Source organism: Curtobacterium sp. MCBA15_001, from assembly GCF_001864835.1.
Lineage (GTDB): Bacteria > Actinomycetota > Actinomycetes > Actinomycetales > Microbacteriaceae > Curtobacterium.
This window is the reverse complement of the sequence record NZ_MJGI01000004.1, coordinates 130,089-147,714: the sequence shown is the minus strand read 5'-3', so window position 1 is coordinate 147,714 and position 17,626 is coordinate 130,089. Positions and strand designations below refer to the sequence as shown.

The 17,626-nt window shown below is 72.3% G+C and carries 18 protein-coding genes; 12 read left to right on the top strand and 6 right to left on the bottom strand.

The genetic code is table 11. The features are described from left to right. Positions 1–20: 20 nt before the first annotated feature. Complete coding sequence (glp, locus tag BIU90_RS19140; protein WP_302847382.1) at positions 21–1,367, bottom strand: gephyrin-like molybdotransferase Glp; 1,347 nt, start codon at positions 1,365–1,367, stop codon at positions 21–23. Between the two features lie 93 nt (positions 1,368–1,460). Here glp and BIU90_RS02105 point away from each other — a divergent pair, with 93 nt between their 5' ends. The 8 genes from BIU90_RS02105 (at position 1,461) to BIU90_RS02070 (ending at position 10,457) form a co-directional block, all read left to right on the top strand. Next, on the top strand, positions 1,461–2,360 hold the full coding sequence (locus tag BIU90_RS02105; RefSeq protein ID WP_083403610.1) for an MTAP family purine nucleoside phosphorylase: 900 nt from the start codon (positions 1,461–1,463) through the stop codon (positions 2,358–2,360). After that, the gene (locus BIU90_RS02100; protein ID WP_071298586.1) at positions 2,357–3,427 is read left to right on the top strand and encodes an NAD(P)-dependent oxidoreductase; all 1,071 of its coding nucleotides are present in this window, start codon (positions 2,357–2,359) and stop codon (positions 3,425–3,427) included. Before BIU90_RS02105 ends, BIU90_RS02100 begins: the two co-directional genes overlap by 4 nt. 396 nt (positions 3,428–3,823) lie before the next feature. Further along, on the top strand, positions 3,824–4,564 hold the full coding sequence (locus BIU90_RS02095) for a glycosyltransferase family 2 protein (RefSeq protein ID WP_071298585.1): 741 nt from the start codon (positions 3,824–3,826) through the stop codon (positions 4,562–4,564). Next, entirely contained in the window at positions 4,561–5,214 is a 654-nt protein-coding gene (locus BIU90_RS02090; RefSeq protein ID WP_071298584.1) for a DUF2064 domain-containing protein, read from the top strand. The genes BIU90_RS02095 and BIU90_RS02090 overlap by 4 nt, the downstream gene beginning before the upstream one ends. Next, on the top strand, positions 5,211–5,879 hold the full coding sequence (locus tag BIU90_RS02085) for a bifunctional 2-polyprenyl-6-hydroxyphenol methylase/3-demethylubiquinol 3-O-methyltransferase UbiG (RefSeq protein ID WP_071298583.1): 669 nt from the start codon (positions 5,211–5,213) through the stop codon (positions 5,877–5,879). The genes BIU90_RS02090 and BIU90_RS02085 overlap by 4 nt, the downstream gene beginning before the upstream one ends. 55 nt (positions 5,880–5,934) lie before the next feature. Beyond that, positions 5,935–6,177: a hypothetical protein gene (locus BIU90_RS02080; protein ID WP_071298582.1), complete on the top strand. Its 243-nt coding sequence runs from the start codon at positions 5,935–5,937 to the stop codon at positions 6,175–6,177. A gap of 34 nt (positions 6,178–6,211) precedes the next feature. Continuing rightward, positions 6,212–7,831, top strand: a complete 1,620-nt coding sequence (gene pgm, locus BIU90_RS02075) for a phosphoglucomutase (alpha-D-glucose-1,6-bisphosphate-dependent) (protein WP_071298581.1) — start codon at positions 6,212–6,214, stop codon at positions 7,829–7,831. Positions 7,832–7,967: 136 nt separating this feature from the next. Next, entirely contained in the window at positions 7,968–10,457 is a 2,490-nt protein-coding gene (locus tag BIU90_RS02070; protein WP_071298580.1) for an MDR family MFS transporter, read from the top strand. Positions 10,458–10,533: 76 nt separating this feature from the next. Here BIU90_RS02070 and BIU90_RS02065 read toward each other — a convergent pair whose 3' ends face one another. After that, positions 10,534–11,847 (bottom strand): hypothetical protein, encoded by a 1,314-nt coding sequence (locus tag BIU90_RS02065; protein WP_139195065.1) that lies wholly within the window; start codon positions 11,845–11,847, stop codon positions 10,534–10,536. A gap of 96 nt (positions 11,848–11,943) precedes the next feature. On the opposite strand from BIU90_RS02065, the gene BIU90_RS02060 reads away from it, so the two are divergent. After that, positions 11,944–12,228, top strand: coding sequence for a GNAT family N-acetyltransferase (locus tag BIU90_RS02060; protein ID WP_071298578.1), 285 nt, complete (start codon positions 11,944–11,946; stop codon positions 12,226–12,228). A gap of 9 nt (positions 12,229–12,237) precedes the next feature. Here BIU90_RS02060 and BIU90_RS02055 read toward each other — a convergent pair whose 3' ends face one another. The 4 genes from BIU90_RS02055 to BIU90_RS02040 all read right to left on the bottom strand — a co-directional run bounded on the left by BIU90_RS02055 (position 12,238) and on the right by BIU90_RS02040 (position 15,115). Continuing rightward, a complete protein-coding gene (locus BIU90_RS02055; protein ID WP_071298577.1) occupies positions 12,238–12,573 on the bottom strand; it encodes a hypothetical protein in 336 nt (111 codons plus the stop codon). A 237-nt stretch (positions 12,574–12,810) separates the two neighbouring features. After that, positions 12,811–13,860 carry a biotin/lipoate A/B protein ligase family protein gene (locus BIU90_RS02050; RefSeq protein ID WP_071298576.1) on the bottom strand — a complete coding sequence of 350 codons (1,050 nt, stop codon included), beginning with the start codon at positions 13,858–13,860 and terminating at the stop codon, positions 12,811–12,813. A gap of 110 nt (positions 13,861–13,970) precedes the next feature. Beyond that, positions 13,971–14,180 carry a hypothetical protein gene (locus tag BIU90_RS02045; protein ID WP_139195064.1) on the bottom strand — a complete coding sequence of 70 codons (210 nt, stop codon included), beginning with the start codon at positions 14,178–14,180 and terminating at the stop codon, positions 13,971–13,973. A 65-nt stretch (positions 14,181–14,245) separates the two neighbouring features. Further along, a complete protein-coding gene (locus tag BIU90_RS02040; RefSeq protein WP_071298574.1) occupies positions 14,246–15,115 on the bottom strand; it encodes an alpha/beta fold hydrolase in 870 nt (289 codons plus the stop codon). Between the two features lie 79 nt (positions 15,116–15,194). Between BIU90_RS02040 and BIU90_RS02035 the strand changes: the two genes are divergently transcribed. Genes BIU90_RS02035 through BIU90_RS02025 form a run of 3 tightly spaced genes read left to right on the top strand, consistent with a single transcriptional unit; the run spans position 15,195 to position 17,587 of the window. Then, on the top strand, positions 15,195–16,340 hold the full coding sequence (locus BIU90_RS02035; protein WP_071298573.1) for an inorganic phosphate transporter: 1,146 nt from the start codon (positions 15,195–15,197) through the stop codon (positions 16,338–16,340). Between the two features lie 11 nt (positions 16,341–16,351). Continuing rightward, positions 16,352–16,624 carry a hypothetical protein gene (locus BIU90_RS02030; RefSeq protein WP_071298572.1) on the top strand — a complete coding sequence of 91 codons (273 nt, stop codon included), beginning with the start codon at positions 16,352–16,354 and terminating at the stop codon, positions 16,622–16,624. 39 nt (positions 16,625–16,663) lie between these two features. Next, entirely contained in the window at positions 16,664–17,587 is a 924-nt protein-coding gene (locus tag BIU90_RS02025) for an acetamidase/formamidase family protein (RefSeq protein WP_071298571.1), read from the top strand. Positions 17,588–17,626 lie beyond the last annotated feature (39 nt).

Genomic DNA, 17,626 nt, shown 5'->3' with positions numbered 1-17,626 from the left:
GGCGGGGTCGGCGGGGTCGGTCATCGGAGGCTCCAGACGGTCAGGGGGTCGCCGGGCGTGACGCTGGCGGTGCCGACGGGCAGGTGCACCAGGTGCGTGGCGTCGGCGTAGTGGGCGAGCAGGTGCGAGGACGGCCCGCCGACGAAGTGGACGAGCCCGTCGTCGACACGACCGCGGCGGACCTGGTGCTTGCCCTCGGGCGACGTGGCCGCGGTGGCGACGGGCAGCACCCGGGTGGGCCGTTCGGCGGGCATTCCGGCGGCGGCGGCGAGCACCGGGCGCAGGAAGACCTCGAACGAGACCAGCGCCGACACGGGGTTGCCCGGGAACGCGACGACCGGCACCGGGCGTCCGGCGAGCTCGACGGTGCCGAGCGCCTGTGGGCCACCGGGCTGCATGGCGACCGGGCTGACGACGAGTCCTCGGGGTTCGAGGGCTTGGCGCACGACCTCGTACGCACCGGCGCTGATGCCACCCGTGGTGAGCACGAGGTCGGCCCATCCGCCCACGGCGCCGTCGAGCGCGGCCAGGAACCGGGCTTCGTCGTCGGGGACACGGACGGCGCGGGACTCGACCCCGACCTCGGCGAGCGCCGCCCGCAGCGCGATGCCGTTCGCGTCGTTGATCCCCGCACCGGACGCGCCAGCACCGGCGCCAGACCCGCCAGCAGCATCAGCAACCGCACCATCGGCACCGGCCAGCTCCGACCCCGTCGACACGACCAACACCCGCGGGCGTCGCACGAGCCCGACCTCCGCCACTCCGGCGGCGGCCAGTGCACCGAGCACCGCCGGCGTCAGCACCGCCCCGGCCTGCACGACCGGCGCACCCGCGGCCAGGTCCGACCCGGTCGCGCGCACGAACGTGCCGACTTCCACATCAGCGGGGACGAGGACCGACGCGAGCGACAACGCCGCCGGGAAGGACCCTGCCGAGGTCTGCTCGACCGGGAACACCGCGTCGGCACCGTCCGGGATCCGGGCCCCGGTCATGATCGGTGCCGCCGCGCCGACCGGCAACGGCGGCGGGACGGCTCCGGCGGCGACCGGGGCAACGACCCGCAGGGTCGCTCCGGCGTCGGCAGCCCGCACCGCGAACCCGTCCATCTGGCTGTTGTCGAACGGGGGCAGCGGGATCGGCGAGCCGACCGCACGACCGAGCACGCGGTACCCGTGCCCCGCGCCGGTGTCGGCAGCGAGGTCGTCGACGCGCCGGGCCTCCAGGACGGAGGGCGACGCCCCGTCGGACGCAACGGACACGACGGACACACCGGGCGGCACGGACGCACCCGCCGGTGCGGACGCACCCGGCAGGACGGGCGCGACGAGCGCGCGGACCGCGTCGCGGTGCTCTTCGATCGTGCGCACGGGCCCTCCGATGGTCGTCGTGCAGCGCCTGGACACCGCACGTCAGTAGCGTAGCCAGCGCGCTGAGCGCCCCCATGACGACCAGGAGGACCTGTGGAGAACGACCGACCGGAGAACGACCGACCGGACACCGACCGACCGGACACCGACCGCACGGCGACCATCGGCGTCATCGGGGGCTCCGGCCTGTACGAGCTGTTCGCCCCGGGGACGGCCGACGAGATCGACGTCGCCACGCCGTTCGGCCCGACCTCGTCCCCGATCACCCTCGGCACGATGGCCGGCAAGCGCGTCGCCTTCCTGACCCGGCACGGACGCACCCACTCGGTGGCACCCCACCGGATCAACCACCGCGCCAACCTGTGGGCCCTGCGGTCGCTCGGCGTGCGGGCGATCGTGTCCTCCAGCGCCGTGGGCGGCCTGCACCCGGACTACGCCCCCGGCACCTTCGTCGTGACGGACCAGCTCATCGACCGCACGTCCGGTCGCGCCGACACCTTCTTCGAGGACCAGGTCCAGCACCTCTCCTTCGCCGACCCGTTCGACCCGGTGCTCCGTCGCGCCGCCGTCGACGCGATCGCTGCCCTCGACGTGCCGTTCCGCCCGACCGGGACCTGCGTCGTGATCCAGGGCCCGCGGTTCTCGACCCGCGCGGAGTCGATCTGGCTGCGTGCGGCCGGCGGGCACACGATCAACATGACGATGACGCCCGAGGTGCCCCTGGCCGCGGAGCTTGGCATCGGCACGGTCAACCTGTCGTTCGTGACCGACGCGGACGCGGGTCTGGCACCCAGCGAGGACGAAGCCGCAGCGAGCACGGAGGAGCCCGTCACGCACGGCATGGTGATGGAACGCCTGGCCCGGGCCAACGAGGTCATCGTCCGCGCCATCGGCGAGATCGTCGGGGCGGTCCCGGACGACTACACGCCGCGCGAGCTCGTCCCGGCGACGGCGAGCGCGAGCATCATGCAGCGCGGCGGGAGCGACCGGTGAGCCGGCTGCTCGTCACCGGCGGCGCGGGCTTCATCGGCTCCGCCATCGTCCGCCGTGCCCTGGCCGACGGGCACGAGGTCCGCGTCCTCGACTCCCTGCGCGCCGACGTCCACGGCGACCCGCAGGCCGTCGTCGCCGACCACGAGCGCCGGGGCATCCCGCTCGTCCACGGCGACGTCCGCGACCGGGTTTCCCTCGACGCCGCACTCGAGGACATCGACGTCGTCTGCCACCAGGCCGCCAAGGTCGGGTTGGGCGTGGACTTCCAGGACGCCCCCGACTACGTCTCGAGCAACGACGCCGGCACCGCGCACGTGCTCGCCGCGATGGACCGCGCGGGCATCGGGCGGCTGGTCGTCGCGAGCTCGATGGTCGTCTACGGCGAGGGCGCGTACGCCACCGCCTCGGGCGAGTCGACCCGTCCGCCGGCACGCCGCCGCGAGGACCTGGACGCCGGCCGCTTCGATCCGATCGGCCCGGACGGCCAGCCGCTGGTCCCCGGCCTGATCGACGAGTCCGCCGCGCTCGACCCGCGGAACGTCTACGCGCAGACGAAGGTCGCGCAGGAGCACCTGGCGTCGTCCTGGGCGCGCGCCACCGGCGGCCGCGCGGTCGCACTCCGCTACCACAACGTCTACGGCCCGGGCATGCCGGCGAACACGCCCTACGCGGGCGTCGCCTCGCTGTTCCGGAGCGCGATCGCCCGCGGCGAGGCCCCCCGCGTCTTCGAGGACGGCCGCCAGCGCCGCGACTTCGTGCACGTGGACGACGTCGCCGGGGCGAACGCGGCCTCGATCGCCGCGACCGAGACGATGCCCGCTGACTCCTTCCGCGCCTACAACGTCGGCTCGGGCTCGGTGCACACCATCGGCGACATGGCTGCGGCGATCGCGGCGACCGCTGGGCTCGAGCCGGTCGTCACCGGCGAGTACCGCCTGGGCGACGTCCGGCACGTCACCGCGTCCTCGGCCCGCATCGCCGACGAGTTGGGGTGGCGCGCCGCCGTCGACTTCGCGCAGGGCATGCGCGCGTTCGCAGACGCGCCGTTGCGCGCGGCGGTGCGCTGAGGCGACCAGTCGACGGACGGGAGGAGCGTGGCGGCCCGCCCCGCTCCTCCCGTCCGTCGTCCGGCCCGCCCCACCCCTTCGCGGGAGCGTCAGATCTGCGCGACCCGCGTCTTCCTCCTCGCGAAAGCGACAGATCTGCGCGGCCCGCGTCCTCCCCCTCGCGAAAGCGACAGATCTGCGCGGATCGACGGCGGCACACTGTCGCTTCCGCGAAAGCGACCACGACATCCACTGCGCAGCCGGCGAGCCGGAACACGCGTCCGGTGCACCCACTTCGAGGGGCAACCTGAGCGCCGACGGGCCGATGGGTACGAGAAGCCTGTGCATCGGCGTCGGACATCCGGTTGCCTGGTGTGCATGGCAACGCCCTCCCGTCGGAACGACCGACCGCGCCGAATGGTCGACATGAACGTCGACGTGATCCTGCCGTGCCTGGACGAGGCGGACGCCCTGCCGAAGGTGATCGGACGGCTGCCCGCCGGCTACCGGGCGATCGTCGTCGACAACGGCTCGACGGACGGGTCCGCCGACGTCGCCCGCGCCCACGGTGCCCTCGTCGTCACGGAGACCCGCCGCGGCTTCGGTTCGGCCTGCGCTGCCGGGGTCGCCGCGGCGACCGCCGAGTACGTGGCGTTCTGCGACGCGGACGCCTCGATGGACCCCGCCGAACTCCCGCCGCTCGTCGCCCGTGTCGCGAGCGGGTCGGTCGACCTCGCCCTCGGTCGCCGTGTGCCGACGACGCCGGCCGCCTGGGCACCGCACGCCCGCTTCGCCAACCGGGTGCTCGCGGTCCTGATGCGTCGCGCGACCGGCTACCGGCTGCGCGACCTCGGCCCGATGCGGGTCATGCGACGCGCGGACCTGGTCGCCCTCGACCTGCAGGACCGCCGCAGCGGGTACCCACTCGAGATGGTCCTCGCCGCGCACGCCGCCGGGTGGCGCGTCGACGAGTCGGACATCGGGTACGAGCAGCGCATCGGCGACAGCAAGGTGACCGGCACGCTGCGCGGCACCGTGAACGCCGTCAAGGACATGTCCCGACTGCTCCGCCAGTACCGCCGCCAGGCCCGCACGCGGGTCGTGGCCCCTGCCGGTACCGCCGCCCCGGCCGCCGCCCACGAGGGGACCAACGCATGAGCGCCGTCGCGGACCTGACCGTCGTCGTGATCGCCAAGGAGTGCCTGCCCGGCAAGGTGAAGACCCGGCTGGCACCCGCACTCGGTGCCGACGGCGCCGCTCGTGTCGCCGCCGCCAGCCTCGCCGACACGCTCCGCACCGTGCAGGCGCTCCCCGTCGCCCGCCGCGTGCTGTTCTTCGACGGCCAGGTCCTGCCTGACGACGCGGCCGGCTTCGACGTGCTCCACCAGCCCGACGGTGGGCTCGACGAGCGCCTCGGCTTCCTCTTCGACACGATGACCGGTCCGACGCTCCTGGTCGGCATGGACACCCCGCAGCTCACCGTCGCCGACGTCGCCCCGGTGCTCGAGCACCCCGAGCGCGACGCCTGGTTCGGCCCGGCCGAGGACGGTGGCTTCTGGTCGCTGTCCCTCCGCGACCCGGACGGCTCGCTGATCCGCGGCGTCCCGATGTCGCAGGACGACACCGGCGCCGTGCAGCGAGCACGCCTGGTCGACGCCGGACTCGACGTCGGCACGCTGCCCACCCTGCTCGACGTCGACCTGATCGACGACGCCCACCGAGTCGCCGAGCTCGCCCCGGGATCCGCGTTCGCCGCGGCCCTGGCGGCCAGCCCGGTCGACGCCCTCACCCCCGGAGGCTCCCGATGACGGACACCACCCAGGCACCGGTCACCTTCGGCACCGGCGGCGACGAGCCGTACGCCCGCGCCCTCCGCTCGGACGGACGCCTGCGCCTCACCGACCCAGACCGTCCCGACCTCGCCATCACGATGGACGTCGGCCGGTGGAACGCCGCGGCCGACCGGGTGGACCGGTCGCTCCTCGACGGCGTCGACGGGCCGGTCATCGACATCGGCTGCGGCCCCGGGCGGATGCTCGTCGCGGCCGGAGCGCTCGGTCTCCCCGCGCTCGGCGTGGACGTGTCGGCCGAGGCGGTCGCGATCGCCCGACGCTCGGGCGGCCGCGCCGTGCAGGGATCGGTGTTCGAGGCCGTCCCGGAGGAGGGCCGCTGGGACACCGCACTCGTCCTCGACGGCAACATCGGCATCGGCGGTGACCCGGCCGCGCTGCTGGCACGGTGCCGTGAGATCGTCCGCGACGGCGGCCGTGTCGTCGTCGAGACGCACGACGACGCGGACGCCGACCACACGTACCAGGCGCGGGTGATCGACACCGACGGGCACGCGAGTGCCGAGTTCCCGTGGGCCGAGGTCGGGCTCCACGCCCTGCGTCGGCACGCTGCCCGGGTGGGGCTCGAGCCCCGCGCCAGCTGGACCACGGCCGGCCGGAGCTTCTGCGAGCTCGTCGCCTGACGACCGACCCACGGCTTGTTTTGCATCCTGCAAGACAAGCCCGTACGGTAGAGGCATGACCTCCACCACCTCACCCCTCGGCGGCAGCTTCGTGTCCGGCATCGCGGACCGCGACGAGATCGGCACCTTCACCGGCGTCCGGAGCGACACTGCCGGCACCTACACGGGCGTCCCGGCCACCGGGCGGCTCGGCCGCTTCGTCGACGCCCAGTTCCGCCGCCGCGGAACCGTGACCGCGTCGAACCGCACCGTCACGGGCTCGTTCCGCACCGCGACCGGGTCGTTCCGCACGGCCTGAGCACCACACCCGGTGTGGGTGCCAGGATGGGGGCATGAACGACCGCGCCGGCACCCCAGCGACCGCAGACGACCTCGTCGACCTCGACGAGCTGATCGCCGCCTACTACGACCGGGTCCCGGACGTCTCGGTCCCGGAACAGCAGGTCGTGTTCGGCACCTCCGGGCACCGCGGGTCCTCGCTCGACTCGGCGTTCAACGACACGCACATCGCCGCCATCACGCAGGCGATCGTCGAGTACCGCACGTCCCAGGGCACCGACGGCCCGCTGTTCATCGGCCGCGACACCCACGCGCTGTCCGGCCCCGCCGAGCGCACCGCTCTGGAGGTCCTGGCCGCCAACGGCGTGCACGTCCTGGCCGACAGCGACAACGGCTACGTCCCCACGCCGGCCCTCAGTCACGCGATCATCCGGTACAACCGCGAGGGCAACCCGGACACGGCGGACGGCATCGTCATCACGCCGAGCCACAACCCGCCCCGCGACGGCGGCTTCAAGTACAACCCGCCGCACGGTGGCCCCGCCGACAGCGACGCCACGTCGTGGATCGCGGAGCGCGCCAACGCGATCATCGCGGGCGGCAACGCCGAGGTGCAGCGCACCGAGCACGCCACGCCGGACCGCTACGACTTCCTGCACACCTACGTCGCCGACCTCGAGAACATCATCGACATCGCCGCGATCAAGCAGGCCGGCGTGAAGATCGGCGCCGATCCGCTCGGTGGCGCATCCCTGCCTTACTGGAACGCGATCCGGGACCACTACGGCCTCGACCTGACCGTCGTGAACCCCGACGTCGACCCGACCTGGTCGTTCATGACGCTCGACTGGGACGGCAAGATCCGGATGGACCCGTCGAGCCCCTCGGCGATGGCGTCCGTGCTCGCGCACAAGGACGACTTCGACGTGCTCACCGGCAACGACGCGGACTCGGACCGCCACGGCATCGTGACGCCCGACGGCGGCCTGATGAACCCGAACCACTACCTCGCCGTCGCGATCGAGTACCTGTACGCGCACCGTCCCGCCTGGCGGGACGACGCTGCGATCGGCAAGACCCTGGTGTCGTCGAGCATCATCGACCGGGTCGCGGAGTCGCTCGGCCGTCGCCTGTGGGAGGTCCCGGTCGGCTTCAAGTGGTTCGTCCCCGGCCTGATCGACGGCTCGGTCGCGTTCGGTGGCGAAGAGTCCGCCGGCGCGTCGTTCCTGCGCATGGACGGCACCGCATGGACGACCGACAAGGACGGCATCATCCTGGCGCTGCTGGCGTCGGAGATCGTCGCGGTCACCGGCAAGACCCCGTCGAGACTGTACGACGAGCTCACCGAGCGCTTCGGCGCCCCGGTCTACCAGCGCGTCGACGCGGCTGCGTCGAAGGACCAGAAGGCCCGTCTGTCGAAGCTCGACGGCGACGCGATCACCGCCGAGACGCTCGCCGGCGACCCGATCACCGCGAAGCTGTCGAAGGCCCCGGGCAACGACGCGGCCGTCGGCGGCGTCAAGGTCGTCACGGACAGGGCGTGGTTCGCAGCGCGGCCGTCCGGCACCGAGGACGTCTACAAGATCTACGCCGAGAGCTTCGTCTCGCAGGAGCACCTGGAGCAGGTGCAGCGCGAGGCGAAGGAGATCGTGGACGCAGCGCTCGGCGCTTAGCCACTCAGGGCAGCTCGGGCCTGCCGATCCGCACAGGAATCCGTCCTGTGCGGGCACTCGGCTTGCGGCAGATGTAACTTTGCACGCAGCGCAAAAATCGACCGACTGCGCTCGCGTACCCGGGAGACCGAACACCATGACCCAGACGGCGACCGCACCCGCGGCACCCACCACGGCGTCCAACGTGGTGATGAACCACCGACAGATCCTGCTCGTGATCTACGGCCTGATGGCCGGCATGTTCCTCGGCGCCCTCGACCAGACGATCGTCGGCACCGCGATCCGCACCATCGGCGACGACCTGCACGGGCTCGACCAGCAGGCCTGGGTCACCACGGCCTACCTGATCGCCAGCACCATCACCACGCCGATCTACGGCAAGCTCTCCGACATCTTCGGGCGCCGACCGCTGTTCCTCACCGCGATCGGCATCTTCATCGTCGGGTCGTTCGCCGCGTCCTTCTCCAGCTCGATGCTCATGCTCGCCGGGTTCCGCGCGCTGCAGGGCCTGGGCGCGGGTGGTCTGATGTCGCTGCCGCTCGCGATCATGGGCGACATGCTCGCTCCGCGTGAGCGCGCCAAGTACCAGGGCTACTTCCTGGCCGTCTTCGGCATCTCGAGCGTCATCGGCCCGCTGGTCGGTGGCTTGTTCGCCGGCGCGGACCAGATCCTGTTCGTCTCCGGCTGGCGCTGGGTCTTCCTGATCAACGTCCCCGTCGGCGTCATCGCCCTCGCGATGGTCCTGACCTTCCTGCACCTGCCGAAGTTCGGCGACCGCGGCAAGCCCCGGATCGACTGGTGGGGTGCATCGCTCGTCATCGTGACGCTGGTGCCGCTGCTCCTCATCGCGGAGCAGGGCCGCGAGTGGGGCTGGGACTCCCCCGGTGCGATCGCCTGCTACCTCATCGGCGCGCTCGGCCTGGTCGGGTTCATCATCGTCGAACGGGCGATGGGCGACGACGCGATCCTGCCGCTCAAGCTCTTCGGCTCGGGCGTCTTCTCGATGGCGGCGATCCTGTCCGTGCTGGTCGGCTTCGGCATGTTCGGCGCGATGCTGACCATCCCGCTGTACCTGCAGATCGTGAAGGGCGTGACCCCGACGGAGTCCGGCTTCGCGATGCTGCCGATGGTGCTCGGGTTGATGATCTCGTCCATCGCCTCCGGCCAGATCATCTCGCGCACGGGCAAGTACCGCCTGTTCCCCGTGACCGGCACCGCGTTCACCGCCGTCGGCTTCACGGTGTTGACGTTCCTGACCGCCGACCGCCCGCTGTGGTTCCTGATGACGGGCATGTTCCTCATCGGCCTCGGGCTCGGCCAGCTCATGCAGACGCTGACCCTGGCGGCGCAGGGCTCGGTCTCCCCGCGGGACATCGGTGTCGCGACCAGCGCCGCGACCTTCTTCCGCCAGATCGGCGGCACGATGGGCACCGCCGTGCTCCTGTCGGTGCTCTTCACCCTCATGCCGACGAACATCACGACGGCGATGCAGAACCGGTCCGACCTGACGAGCGCCCTGAACGCGGCCATGACCCCGTCCGTCGCCAGTGCGTCGGACAACAAGGGCGTCATGGACAAGATCTGGACCAAGATCGTCGACCCGGTCAAGCAGAACGTGCAGTCGGGACTCGACAAGGGCGCGGCCGCAGCCAAGCAGGCCGCAGACCAGGCCGTGACGCAGCAGGTGACCAGCGCCGTGCAGGCCCAGGTCGCCGCCGGCACCGTCCCCGCTGCGGCAGCGCAGACCGTCATCGACCAGCAGGTCGCCGACGCGAAGCCCGCCGCGGAACAGCAGGCGCTGCAGACCGCAGCCAGCAAGGCGAACGCCGAGGTCGTCGACGGCGGCCTGCAGATCGACTACGCCAATGCCTCGCAGCGGAAGGCCGTCGTCGACGAGGTCGCCCCGACGCTGATCAAGCAGCTCAAGAGCGGCAACACGTCAGCCAGTTCGTCCTCGAACTCCGCGACGAGCGACACGTCGTTCCTCAACGGGGCGGACAAGCGCCTGACGCGGCCGTTCCTGGTCGGGTTCAGCACCTCGACGGTCACGGTCTACTACGTCGGACTCGGGGTCATCCTCATCGCGTTCATCCTGACGTGGTTCTTCCGCGTGCCGCCGCTGCGCAAGACCTCGGCGCTGCAGGAGCAGGCCGACACCGCCCGTGCCGCGGCGTCCGGTGGCGCAGACGGCGACGGATCGCGCGAGGACGGCGACCAGGACCGCCTGACCGTCGACGCCCAGCGATCGGCAGCGAACACCGGCTCGCTCGTGTCGCCCGACACCGGCTCGATGCACGTCGTCCCGACCTCGCCCGACGTGCCCGCGCAGCCCCGCTCGGCACGGTCCGCCGGCGCTGCGGACGTCTCGGTGCTGCCGGGTGACACGCGGGCACCGCTGGCTGACGCACCGACCCACGGCGCGCACTCGGCCGCAGCGCCCGTGGACGAGCCGCCGACCACGACCGGCGCCCTCCGCACCCACCGTGCGGCGCACGCAGCGGTCCAGGACCGACCCACCGCCGGAGCCGCCACCGACGCTGACCAGGCGAGCCGGGCCTCCCGTCCGGAACGTCCGGAACGTCCGGTCCAGGGCGACCACCCGCACGGCCGGCACTCGGCCGAGTAGGGACCCCGCGAACGACGAAGCCGCTGTCACACGACAGCGGCTTCGTCGTTCCCGGGGTCCGCCCGGGTGGGCTGGGTCAGGAGTTCTGCGACAGCCCGTCGTCCGCACCAGCACGGCACGTGACCTGCCCGGACCGGACCTTCGCGGCGTCGTCCGTGCCACCGGCGAACACGTCGGTCGGCTTGCCCGCGGACAGCCGTGTGACCACGACGAGGTCGTGCGGGCCGTCGACCGAGCCGGCCGCAGCCTCGACGTGGAACTCCACCGCGGCGGCGGCGCAGTCGGTGGCTGCAGTGACGGCGAACGCGACGCACCCGCCGACGTCGCACCCGTCGGGCTGGTCCGACGCCGTGACGTCCTCGCTCTCCTGCGTCGCGGAGACCGTGTCCGTTGCAGCGTCATCGGCGCACGTCACGTCGCCGATCGACGAGAGCTCCTCGTCGTAGTTCTCCACCAGGACGAGCGGGACCCCGGCTCGCAGGCGCACGGAGCGCTCCTGGGTGCGGCTCGGCTCGTCGGCGTCGGCATCGGCGAAGAACCCGACGGTCACGACGGCCGTGCAGGACTGCTTGCTCGTGATCTCGTACGCGTCGCAATCGGTGTCACCGGGCGTGACGTCGCAGGTGGTCTCCCACGTGTCGCCGGTGCCGAGCCAGTACGCCGTGATCGCGTCGTCGTCGGAGGACCACTCGAGTTGCGGCGTGTCGTCGCCGGCGTCCGGGCTGCCCAGCGCCCAGGCCGGGTCTGCCGCGATGGTCTCGAATGCCGGAGCCGCCGACACCGCTGCACCGCCGACCAGGACGAGTGTTGCGACGCCCGCGGTGATGATCACGGCGGCCCGGTTCACCCGCGCGGTCAGCGGCGACGGCGGCCCTTCGTGGAACGGCCGCGGGGTCGGTACCGACCAGGCCTCGGCGTCCCAGGCGGCCATCGCCGCAGCAGGGTCGCTCCCGTGCTGCTCGCGGGCCAGTGCGGGCAGGTCGGCCTCGCGCCGCAGCTGCGCGTCCTCGCGCACCGACCGCGCCAGAGCGGTGACGTCGTCGGCGGAGCGCACCGCACCGGTCACCCAGAGCGCGATGCCGACGACCAGCGGGACGAGCCCGAACACGGCCGGACCGTCCGTGATCGCGAGCGCGCCGACGACCACGGCGGACGCGATGGTCAGGCAGACGCCGACGGCGAGCGAGACCCTGACCGAGCGGGGCACGCGTCGGCGCAGGGTCCGGGTGGGCACCCAGAAGACCCAGCGCAACGGAGCCGGCGGGAGTTCGTCCGACGGCCGCCAGCCCGCGGCCGGCTCGGCTCCCTGGTGGAGGGCCACCCACTGGGGCGACGGTGTCGGCCAGCCGGGCGGGGTACGGAAGCGCAGGGGTGGGGTGTTCTCGGGCACGAGGTGACAGTAGTGGTGACGGCGAGGGCGCACAGCCCCGCGTTCGGGTCAGCGCGTCCGCGGTGTTCGCAGGGCTCGTCGCGTAGCGTCGTCGGCATGGCACTCGACGTCCGCAACGACACCGACCAGCAGCAGTACTCCCTCGTCGAGGACGGCGAGGTGATCGGCTTCGCGGCGTACGAGGTCGACGGTGACGAGATCCGCTTCGTGCACACCGAGGTCGATCCGGCACATCGCGGTGGCGGGCACGCGTCGACGCTCGTGCAGCACGCGCTCGACGACGTCCGCTCCGGCTCGACGCTCCGCGTCGTCCCGCTGTGCAGCTACGTCGCGGCGTGGATCGAACGGCACCCGGACTACCAGGAGCTCACCACGCGCTGACCGGCGGGGTCAGTAGGAGCGGTCGTGCGTCCCCGGTCGGGCTTCGTGCCGTCCGGTACGTGCGCTCCGGACCGTCGGCACCTGGATGAGCACCGATCCGCTCAGCAGGTCGTGGTCGTGTTCGCGCGGCGTCGGCGCTTCGCGCGGCAGGCGGGACTGCCGTTCGTACTCGGCCTGCGTCTCGTGGCGCGTCGGTGCGAAGACCTCGTCCATCATCGTGCCGACACCGCCGGATCCCCCGCTGCTGGTCGACTTGTTCGACAGGTCGATCCACCCCGCGCGATCGGCGATCCACGTCACGACGACCGCTGCAGCCATCGCCCCCAGGAGGATCAACCAGTTCACGCGGACGAGGCTACGTCGAGCCGGTGAAGACGACATCCGCCACGCGGGTGATCCTCATGATCCGCTCGGCTCGTTCTTCAGGACGACCCGGAGGATGGAGCCAGGCGGCCGGGATCCCCCCTCTCCCGGCCGCCGACCCCGAGCGGCCGGGATCCCACAGCACCCTCACCAGGCCCGGCCGCCGACCAACGCTCTGTCCGGCCGCCGACCAACGCTCTGTCCGGCCGCCGATCCCGATCACGGGACGCGCTCGAGCCACTCCTTCGTGGCGAACTTCGACGCGACGAGCTCCTGCGCCCGCGCCCGTTCCTCCGGCGTCACCGACCCCGGCGTCGCCCGGTACCGCGCCGTGAACGTGGCGACGAGCGAGTCGATGATCTCCGCACGCGACAACCCCGTCTGCGACCGCAGCGGATCGACCCGCTTCGCGGCGGACGTGGTGCCCTTGTCGCTCATCTTCTCGCGTCCGATGCGGAGCACCTGGACCATCTTCTCGCCGTCCATGTCGTAGCTCATGGTCGCGTGGTGCAGCAGCGCGCCGGTGCCCAGTCGCTTCTGCGCGGCGCCGCCGATCTTGCCCTTGGTCGAGGTGATGTCGTTGAGCGGCTGGTAGTACGCGTCGATGCCGAGCGACTTCAGCGCCTCGATCACCCACTCGTCCAGGAAGGCGTACGAGTCCGCGAAGGTCATGCCCTGCACCAGGTCGGTCGGCACGTACAGCGAGTACGAGATGATCGCCCCGGCGTCCATGAACATCGCACCCCCGCCCGAGATCCGACGCACGACCTGCACGCCGTACTTCTCGGCACCCTCGGGGTCGACCTCGTTCTTGAGGGACTGGAAGGACCCGATGACGACCGCGGGCTGGTCCCACTCCCAGATGCGGAGGGTCGGCTTCCGTCGCCCGGCGCCGACCTCCTCCGTCAGGACCTGGTCGAGCGCCAGGTGCTCGTTCGGGCTGATCGGTCCCTCGTGGATGACCTCCCAGTCGTGGTCGAGCCACGTCGAGGCGCGCGACAGCGCCCGGCGGACGGCCACCCCGACGGACTCCGGCGTGAAGCCGAGCAGCACGGCGTCCGAGGGCAGTGCGGCGCGGACCGCAGCGGCGATGCCCGTGGCGTCGGTCGTGGCGGGCAGACCGTTGACGGCCTGGTCGATCAACGGCAGGGCGTCGTCCGGCTCGAGGAAGAAGTCCCCCGCCAGTCGGAACTGCTGGATCGTGTCGTCGACGACCTCCAGGTCGACGACGACGAGCTTGCCACCTGGGACCTTGTACTCACCGTGCACGAGGCGAGCCTACGCCGCGCGCATGGCCGGGACGGTGCGGACGGGAGGCTCGTGCCGGCCCCGCCCCGCGCCTTCAGTCCGTCGCCTGGTCGCGTCCGTGACGCGCTCCGTCAGGTGTCGCGCCCCTGCGCCCGCGCGCGCCGGACCACGAAGAACCCGACGGTCACCAGCGCCGCCGGGATCGCGAACGTGGTGAAGGCCCCCGCCGCGATCACGAGGGCGCGGGACGTCCGCGCGGGGTCGTGACCAGGGAGGCTGCCGATGACGACGAGCACCGCGACCCCGAGCCCCACCCCGACGGCCCACAGGACGCCTGCCACGATCCCGAGCGCGATGACGAGCCTGCGACGGCGGCGATCCGGTGCGACCGGCCGGTCCGGCACGGTCAGCGCCCGACGACGCGGCCGAGCCAGGTCACCAGGTCCGCCACGACCTCGTCGCGGTTCGTCTCGTTGTAGATCTCGTGTCGGGCGCCCTCGTAGACCTGGACGGTCACGTCGGTCAGGCCCCCGCGGCCCCGGTACGCCTTCGCCAGGCGCTCGACGGAGCGCGGGCCGCCCAGGCTGTCGTCGGACCCGACCTGCAGCAGCATCGGGACGTCGTGCTCGATGCGCGGCCGGGGCACGCCGAGCAGGCGGAGGGCGTCGACCAGCCCGAAGAGCTTGATGACGTTCGCGTCGACGACGAGCGGGTCGACGGACATGGCGTCGACGACCGCCCGGTCGCGGCTGAGCCACTCGAAGCGCGTCGGACCGGTCGTGGCGTGCCGACGGTTCAGGTCGCCGCTGTTCATGGTGCCCGGCAGCCGGTAGGCCGTGGCGGAGAGGACGATGCCGTCGTAGGCCCGGCTCGAGGTGTTGACGATCCGCTGCGCCATGAGCGACCCCCACGAGTGCCCGAGCAGCACGAGCGGCACGCCGGGGGTCTCCTGTCGGGCGATGCGGGTGGTCTGCTCGACGGCGGCGATCGCGGCGCGGAGTCCTCCGGGGCCGAGCCGTCCGAGCTTCGACCGGTCGTCGCCCCACTGCCCCAGGCCGGTCCGACCGTGCCCGCGGTGGTCGTTCGCGACGACGGTGTACCCGGCGCGGACCAGGTCCTGCGCCAGCCGTTCGTAGCGGAGCGCGTACTCGCCGACGCCGTGCGCGATCTGCACGACGCCCTTCGGACGACCGGCCCGCCAGGTCGAGTACACGATCTCGATGCCGTGCGGATCGACGAACGACGCATCACCGCGGGCAGCTGAGAACGTGGGCACGTGAGCATCCTTGCAGACCGTCGGACGTGTTCACCCGGCGTTCACGCGGCCGGTCCCGGCGCGGCCTAGCCTCGCCGCCATGGACGTCCTCGTCATCGTCGTGCTGGTGATCGTCGTTGCCCTCGTGTTCGACTTCACGAACGGGTTCCACGACACCGCGAACGCCATGGCCACGTCGGTCGCCACCGGAGCACTCAAGCCCCGGACCGCCGTGCTCATCTCCGCCGTGCTCAACCTGGTCGGCGCCTTCCTGTCCACCGAGGTCGCCAAGACCGTCTCGCAGGGGATCATCCGCGAGGGCCAGGACGGCATCCACATCTCGCCGACGATGATCTTCGCCGGGCTGGTCGGAGCCGTGCTCTGGAACCTCGCCACCTGGTACTTCGGGCTGCCGTCGTCGTCCACGCACGCGCTGTTCGGCGGGCTCATCGGGGCGTCGATCATCGGCGCCGGGCTGAACTCGGTCGACTGGGCGACGGTGGTGTCGAAGGTGGTCCTGCCCGCGCTGCTCTCGCCGGTGATCGCCGGGGTCATCGCGCTGGTGGCGACCTACCTCGCCTACACGCTCACCAAGAACGCGACGACGCACGGTGCCGCGACCGGCTTCCGCCACGGGCAGACGATCTCGGCGTCCCTGGTGTCGCTGGCGCACGGGACGAACGACGCGCAGAAGACGATGGGGGTCATCACGCTGACCCTGATCACGGCGAACTACCAGGGCGCCGGAACCGGCCCGCAGATCTGGGTGATCCTGGCCTGCGGCCTGGCGATCGCCCTCGGCACCTACATGGGCGGCTGGCGCATCATGCAGACCGTCGGCAAGAAGATCTCCGACGTGCAGTCCCCGCAGGGCTTCGCGGCCGAGACCAGCTCGGCCGCGACGATCCTGGTCTCCTCGCACCTGGGCTTCGCGCTCTCGACGACCCACGTCACGAGCGGCTCGGTCGTCGGCTCGGGTCTCGGCAAGAAGCTCGCGGACGTGCACTGGAGCGTCGTCGGGCGGATCGTCGTCGCCTGGGTCATCACGCTCCCCGCCGCCGCACTGGTGGGGGGTCTGGCCACGTGGCTGGCGTCGACCTCGGTGATCGGGCTCGTCCTGGTGGCCGTGCTCGCCCTGGCAGCCGGACTGACCTTCTACGCCCTGGCCAAGCGCAAGCCGATCTCGGCCGCCGACATCCACGAGGGCGAGGCGGAGCGCGAGCCCGTCGCCGCCACGAAGAACTGAGGGGGACGACGATGACCATCGACTTCGGAGCCATCGGCACCGTCGCGGGCGTCGGCTTCGTCGCCGCCGTGGGCGTGGTGCTGCTCTACACGCTCGGGCTGCGCTTCCTGGGCACCGGACAGCCCGCGGACGCCGGCGGCGAGCGGACGCAGTACGCCGAGGAGACGCCGCGCTCGGGCACGACCCCGCCCGGTGCGATGGCCGCCGCGGTCGTGTGCTTCGCGTTGTGCGCGGCGGCGGTGCTCTACGGCATCTGGCTGACGATCCCGCAGTTCCACCAGTAGTCCCGGTCGGGTCGGGCTGGTCCCTGTGATGATCGACGGGTGACCTCCCACCGCATCGACGCCTCGCTCGACACCGCAGCCGACGTCTTCGACGCCGACCTCTCACCCGTGCTCCGGGTCGACCCCGGCGACACCGTGACCGTCCGCTCCCTGAACGCCGCCGGCTACACGACGCGGCTGCCGGAGCCCGGGGCCGAGGTCCCGACGCTCATCCCCTCGCGCCGCGGCCACTGCCTGGTCGGGCCGATCGCCGTGACCGGGGCACGGCCGGGGCAGCTGCTCGCCGTCCACTTCGACGCGCTGGTGCCCGACGACTGGGGCTACACCGGCTCGGGCGGCGTCGACACGGTGGTCAACCGGGCGCTCGGCCTGACCGAGACCCGCGGTCCACTGCTCTGGGACATCGACGTCGCAGGTGGCACGGCGACGAACCAGCTCGGGCTCGGGGTGCGCACCGCGCCGTTCCTGGGCGTGGTCGGCCTGCCGCCGGCGTCCACCGGGGAACACTCGACGATCCCGCCGCGGCCCGTCGGCGGCGGCAACGTCGACTGCCGCGAGCTCGTCGCCGGCGCCACGCTGTACCTGCCGGTCACGGTGCCGGACGCGCTGCTGTCCGTGGGTGACGGCCACGCGGCTCAGGGCGACGGCGAGGTCTCCGGCACCGCGGTCGAGTGCGGGATGACCACGACGATGACGCTCACGCTGCTCGACGCGGCACCGGTCGCGGGCATCCACGCCGACACCCCGGCGGGCCGCATCACGTTCGGGTTCGACGCCGACCTCAACGCCGCCACGACGACGGCCCTCGACGCGATGGTGCACTGGATTGCGGGGACGTTCGGCACCACGCGGGCCGAGGCGCTCGCGATGGCGAGCGTCGCCGTGAGCATGCGCGTCACGCAGGTCGCGAACCGCACGTGGGGCGTCCACGCCCTGCTGCCCCACGACGCGATCCTGCGCTGAGCGCGCGCCCGCGTCGACGGACGGGAGGCCCCGCTCACG

Bases quoted from the DNA above. Each gene is read 5' to 3' on its own strand.
- BIU90_RS02085 (WP_071298583.1), top strand. From the start codon at position 5,211: ATGACGGACACCACCCAGGCACCGGTCACCTTCGGCACCGGCGGCGAC.
- BIU90_RS02035 (WP_071298573.1), top strand. From the start codon at position 15,195: ATGGACGTCCTCGTCATCGTCGTGCTGGTGATCGTCGTTGCCCTCGTG.
- BIU90_RS02030 (WP_071298572.1), top strand. From the start codon at position 16,352: ATGACCATCGACTTCGGAGCCATCGGCACCGTCGCGGGCGTCGGCTTC.
- BIU90_RS02090 (WP_071298584.1), top strand. From the start codon at position 4,561: ATGAGCGCCGTCGCGGACCTGACCGTCGTCGTGATCGCCAAGGAGTGC.
- BIU90_RS02070 (WP_071298580.1), top strand. From the start codon at position 7,968: ATGACCCAGACGGCGACCGCACCCGCGGCACCCACCACGGCGTCCAAC.
- BIU90_RS02060 (WP_071298578.1), top strand. From the start codon at position 11,944: ATGGCACTCGACGTCCGCAACGACACCGACCAGCAGCAGTACTCCCTC.
- BIU90_RS02080 (WP_071298582.1), top strand. From the start codon at position 5,935: ATGACCTCCACCACCTCACCCCTCGGCGGCAGCTTCGTGTCCGGCATC.
- BIU90_RS02095 (WP_071298585.1), top strand. From the start codon at position 3,824: ATGGTCGACATGAACGTCGACGTGATCCTGCCGTGCCTGGACGAGGCG.
- pgm (WP_071298581.1), top strand. From the start codon at position 6,212: ATGAACGACCGCGCCGGCACCCCAGCGACCGCAGACGACCTCGTCGAC.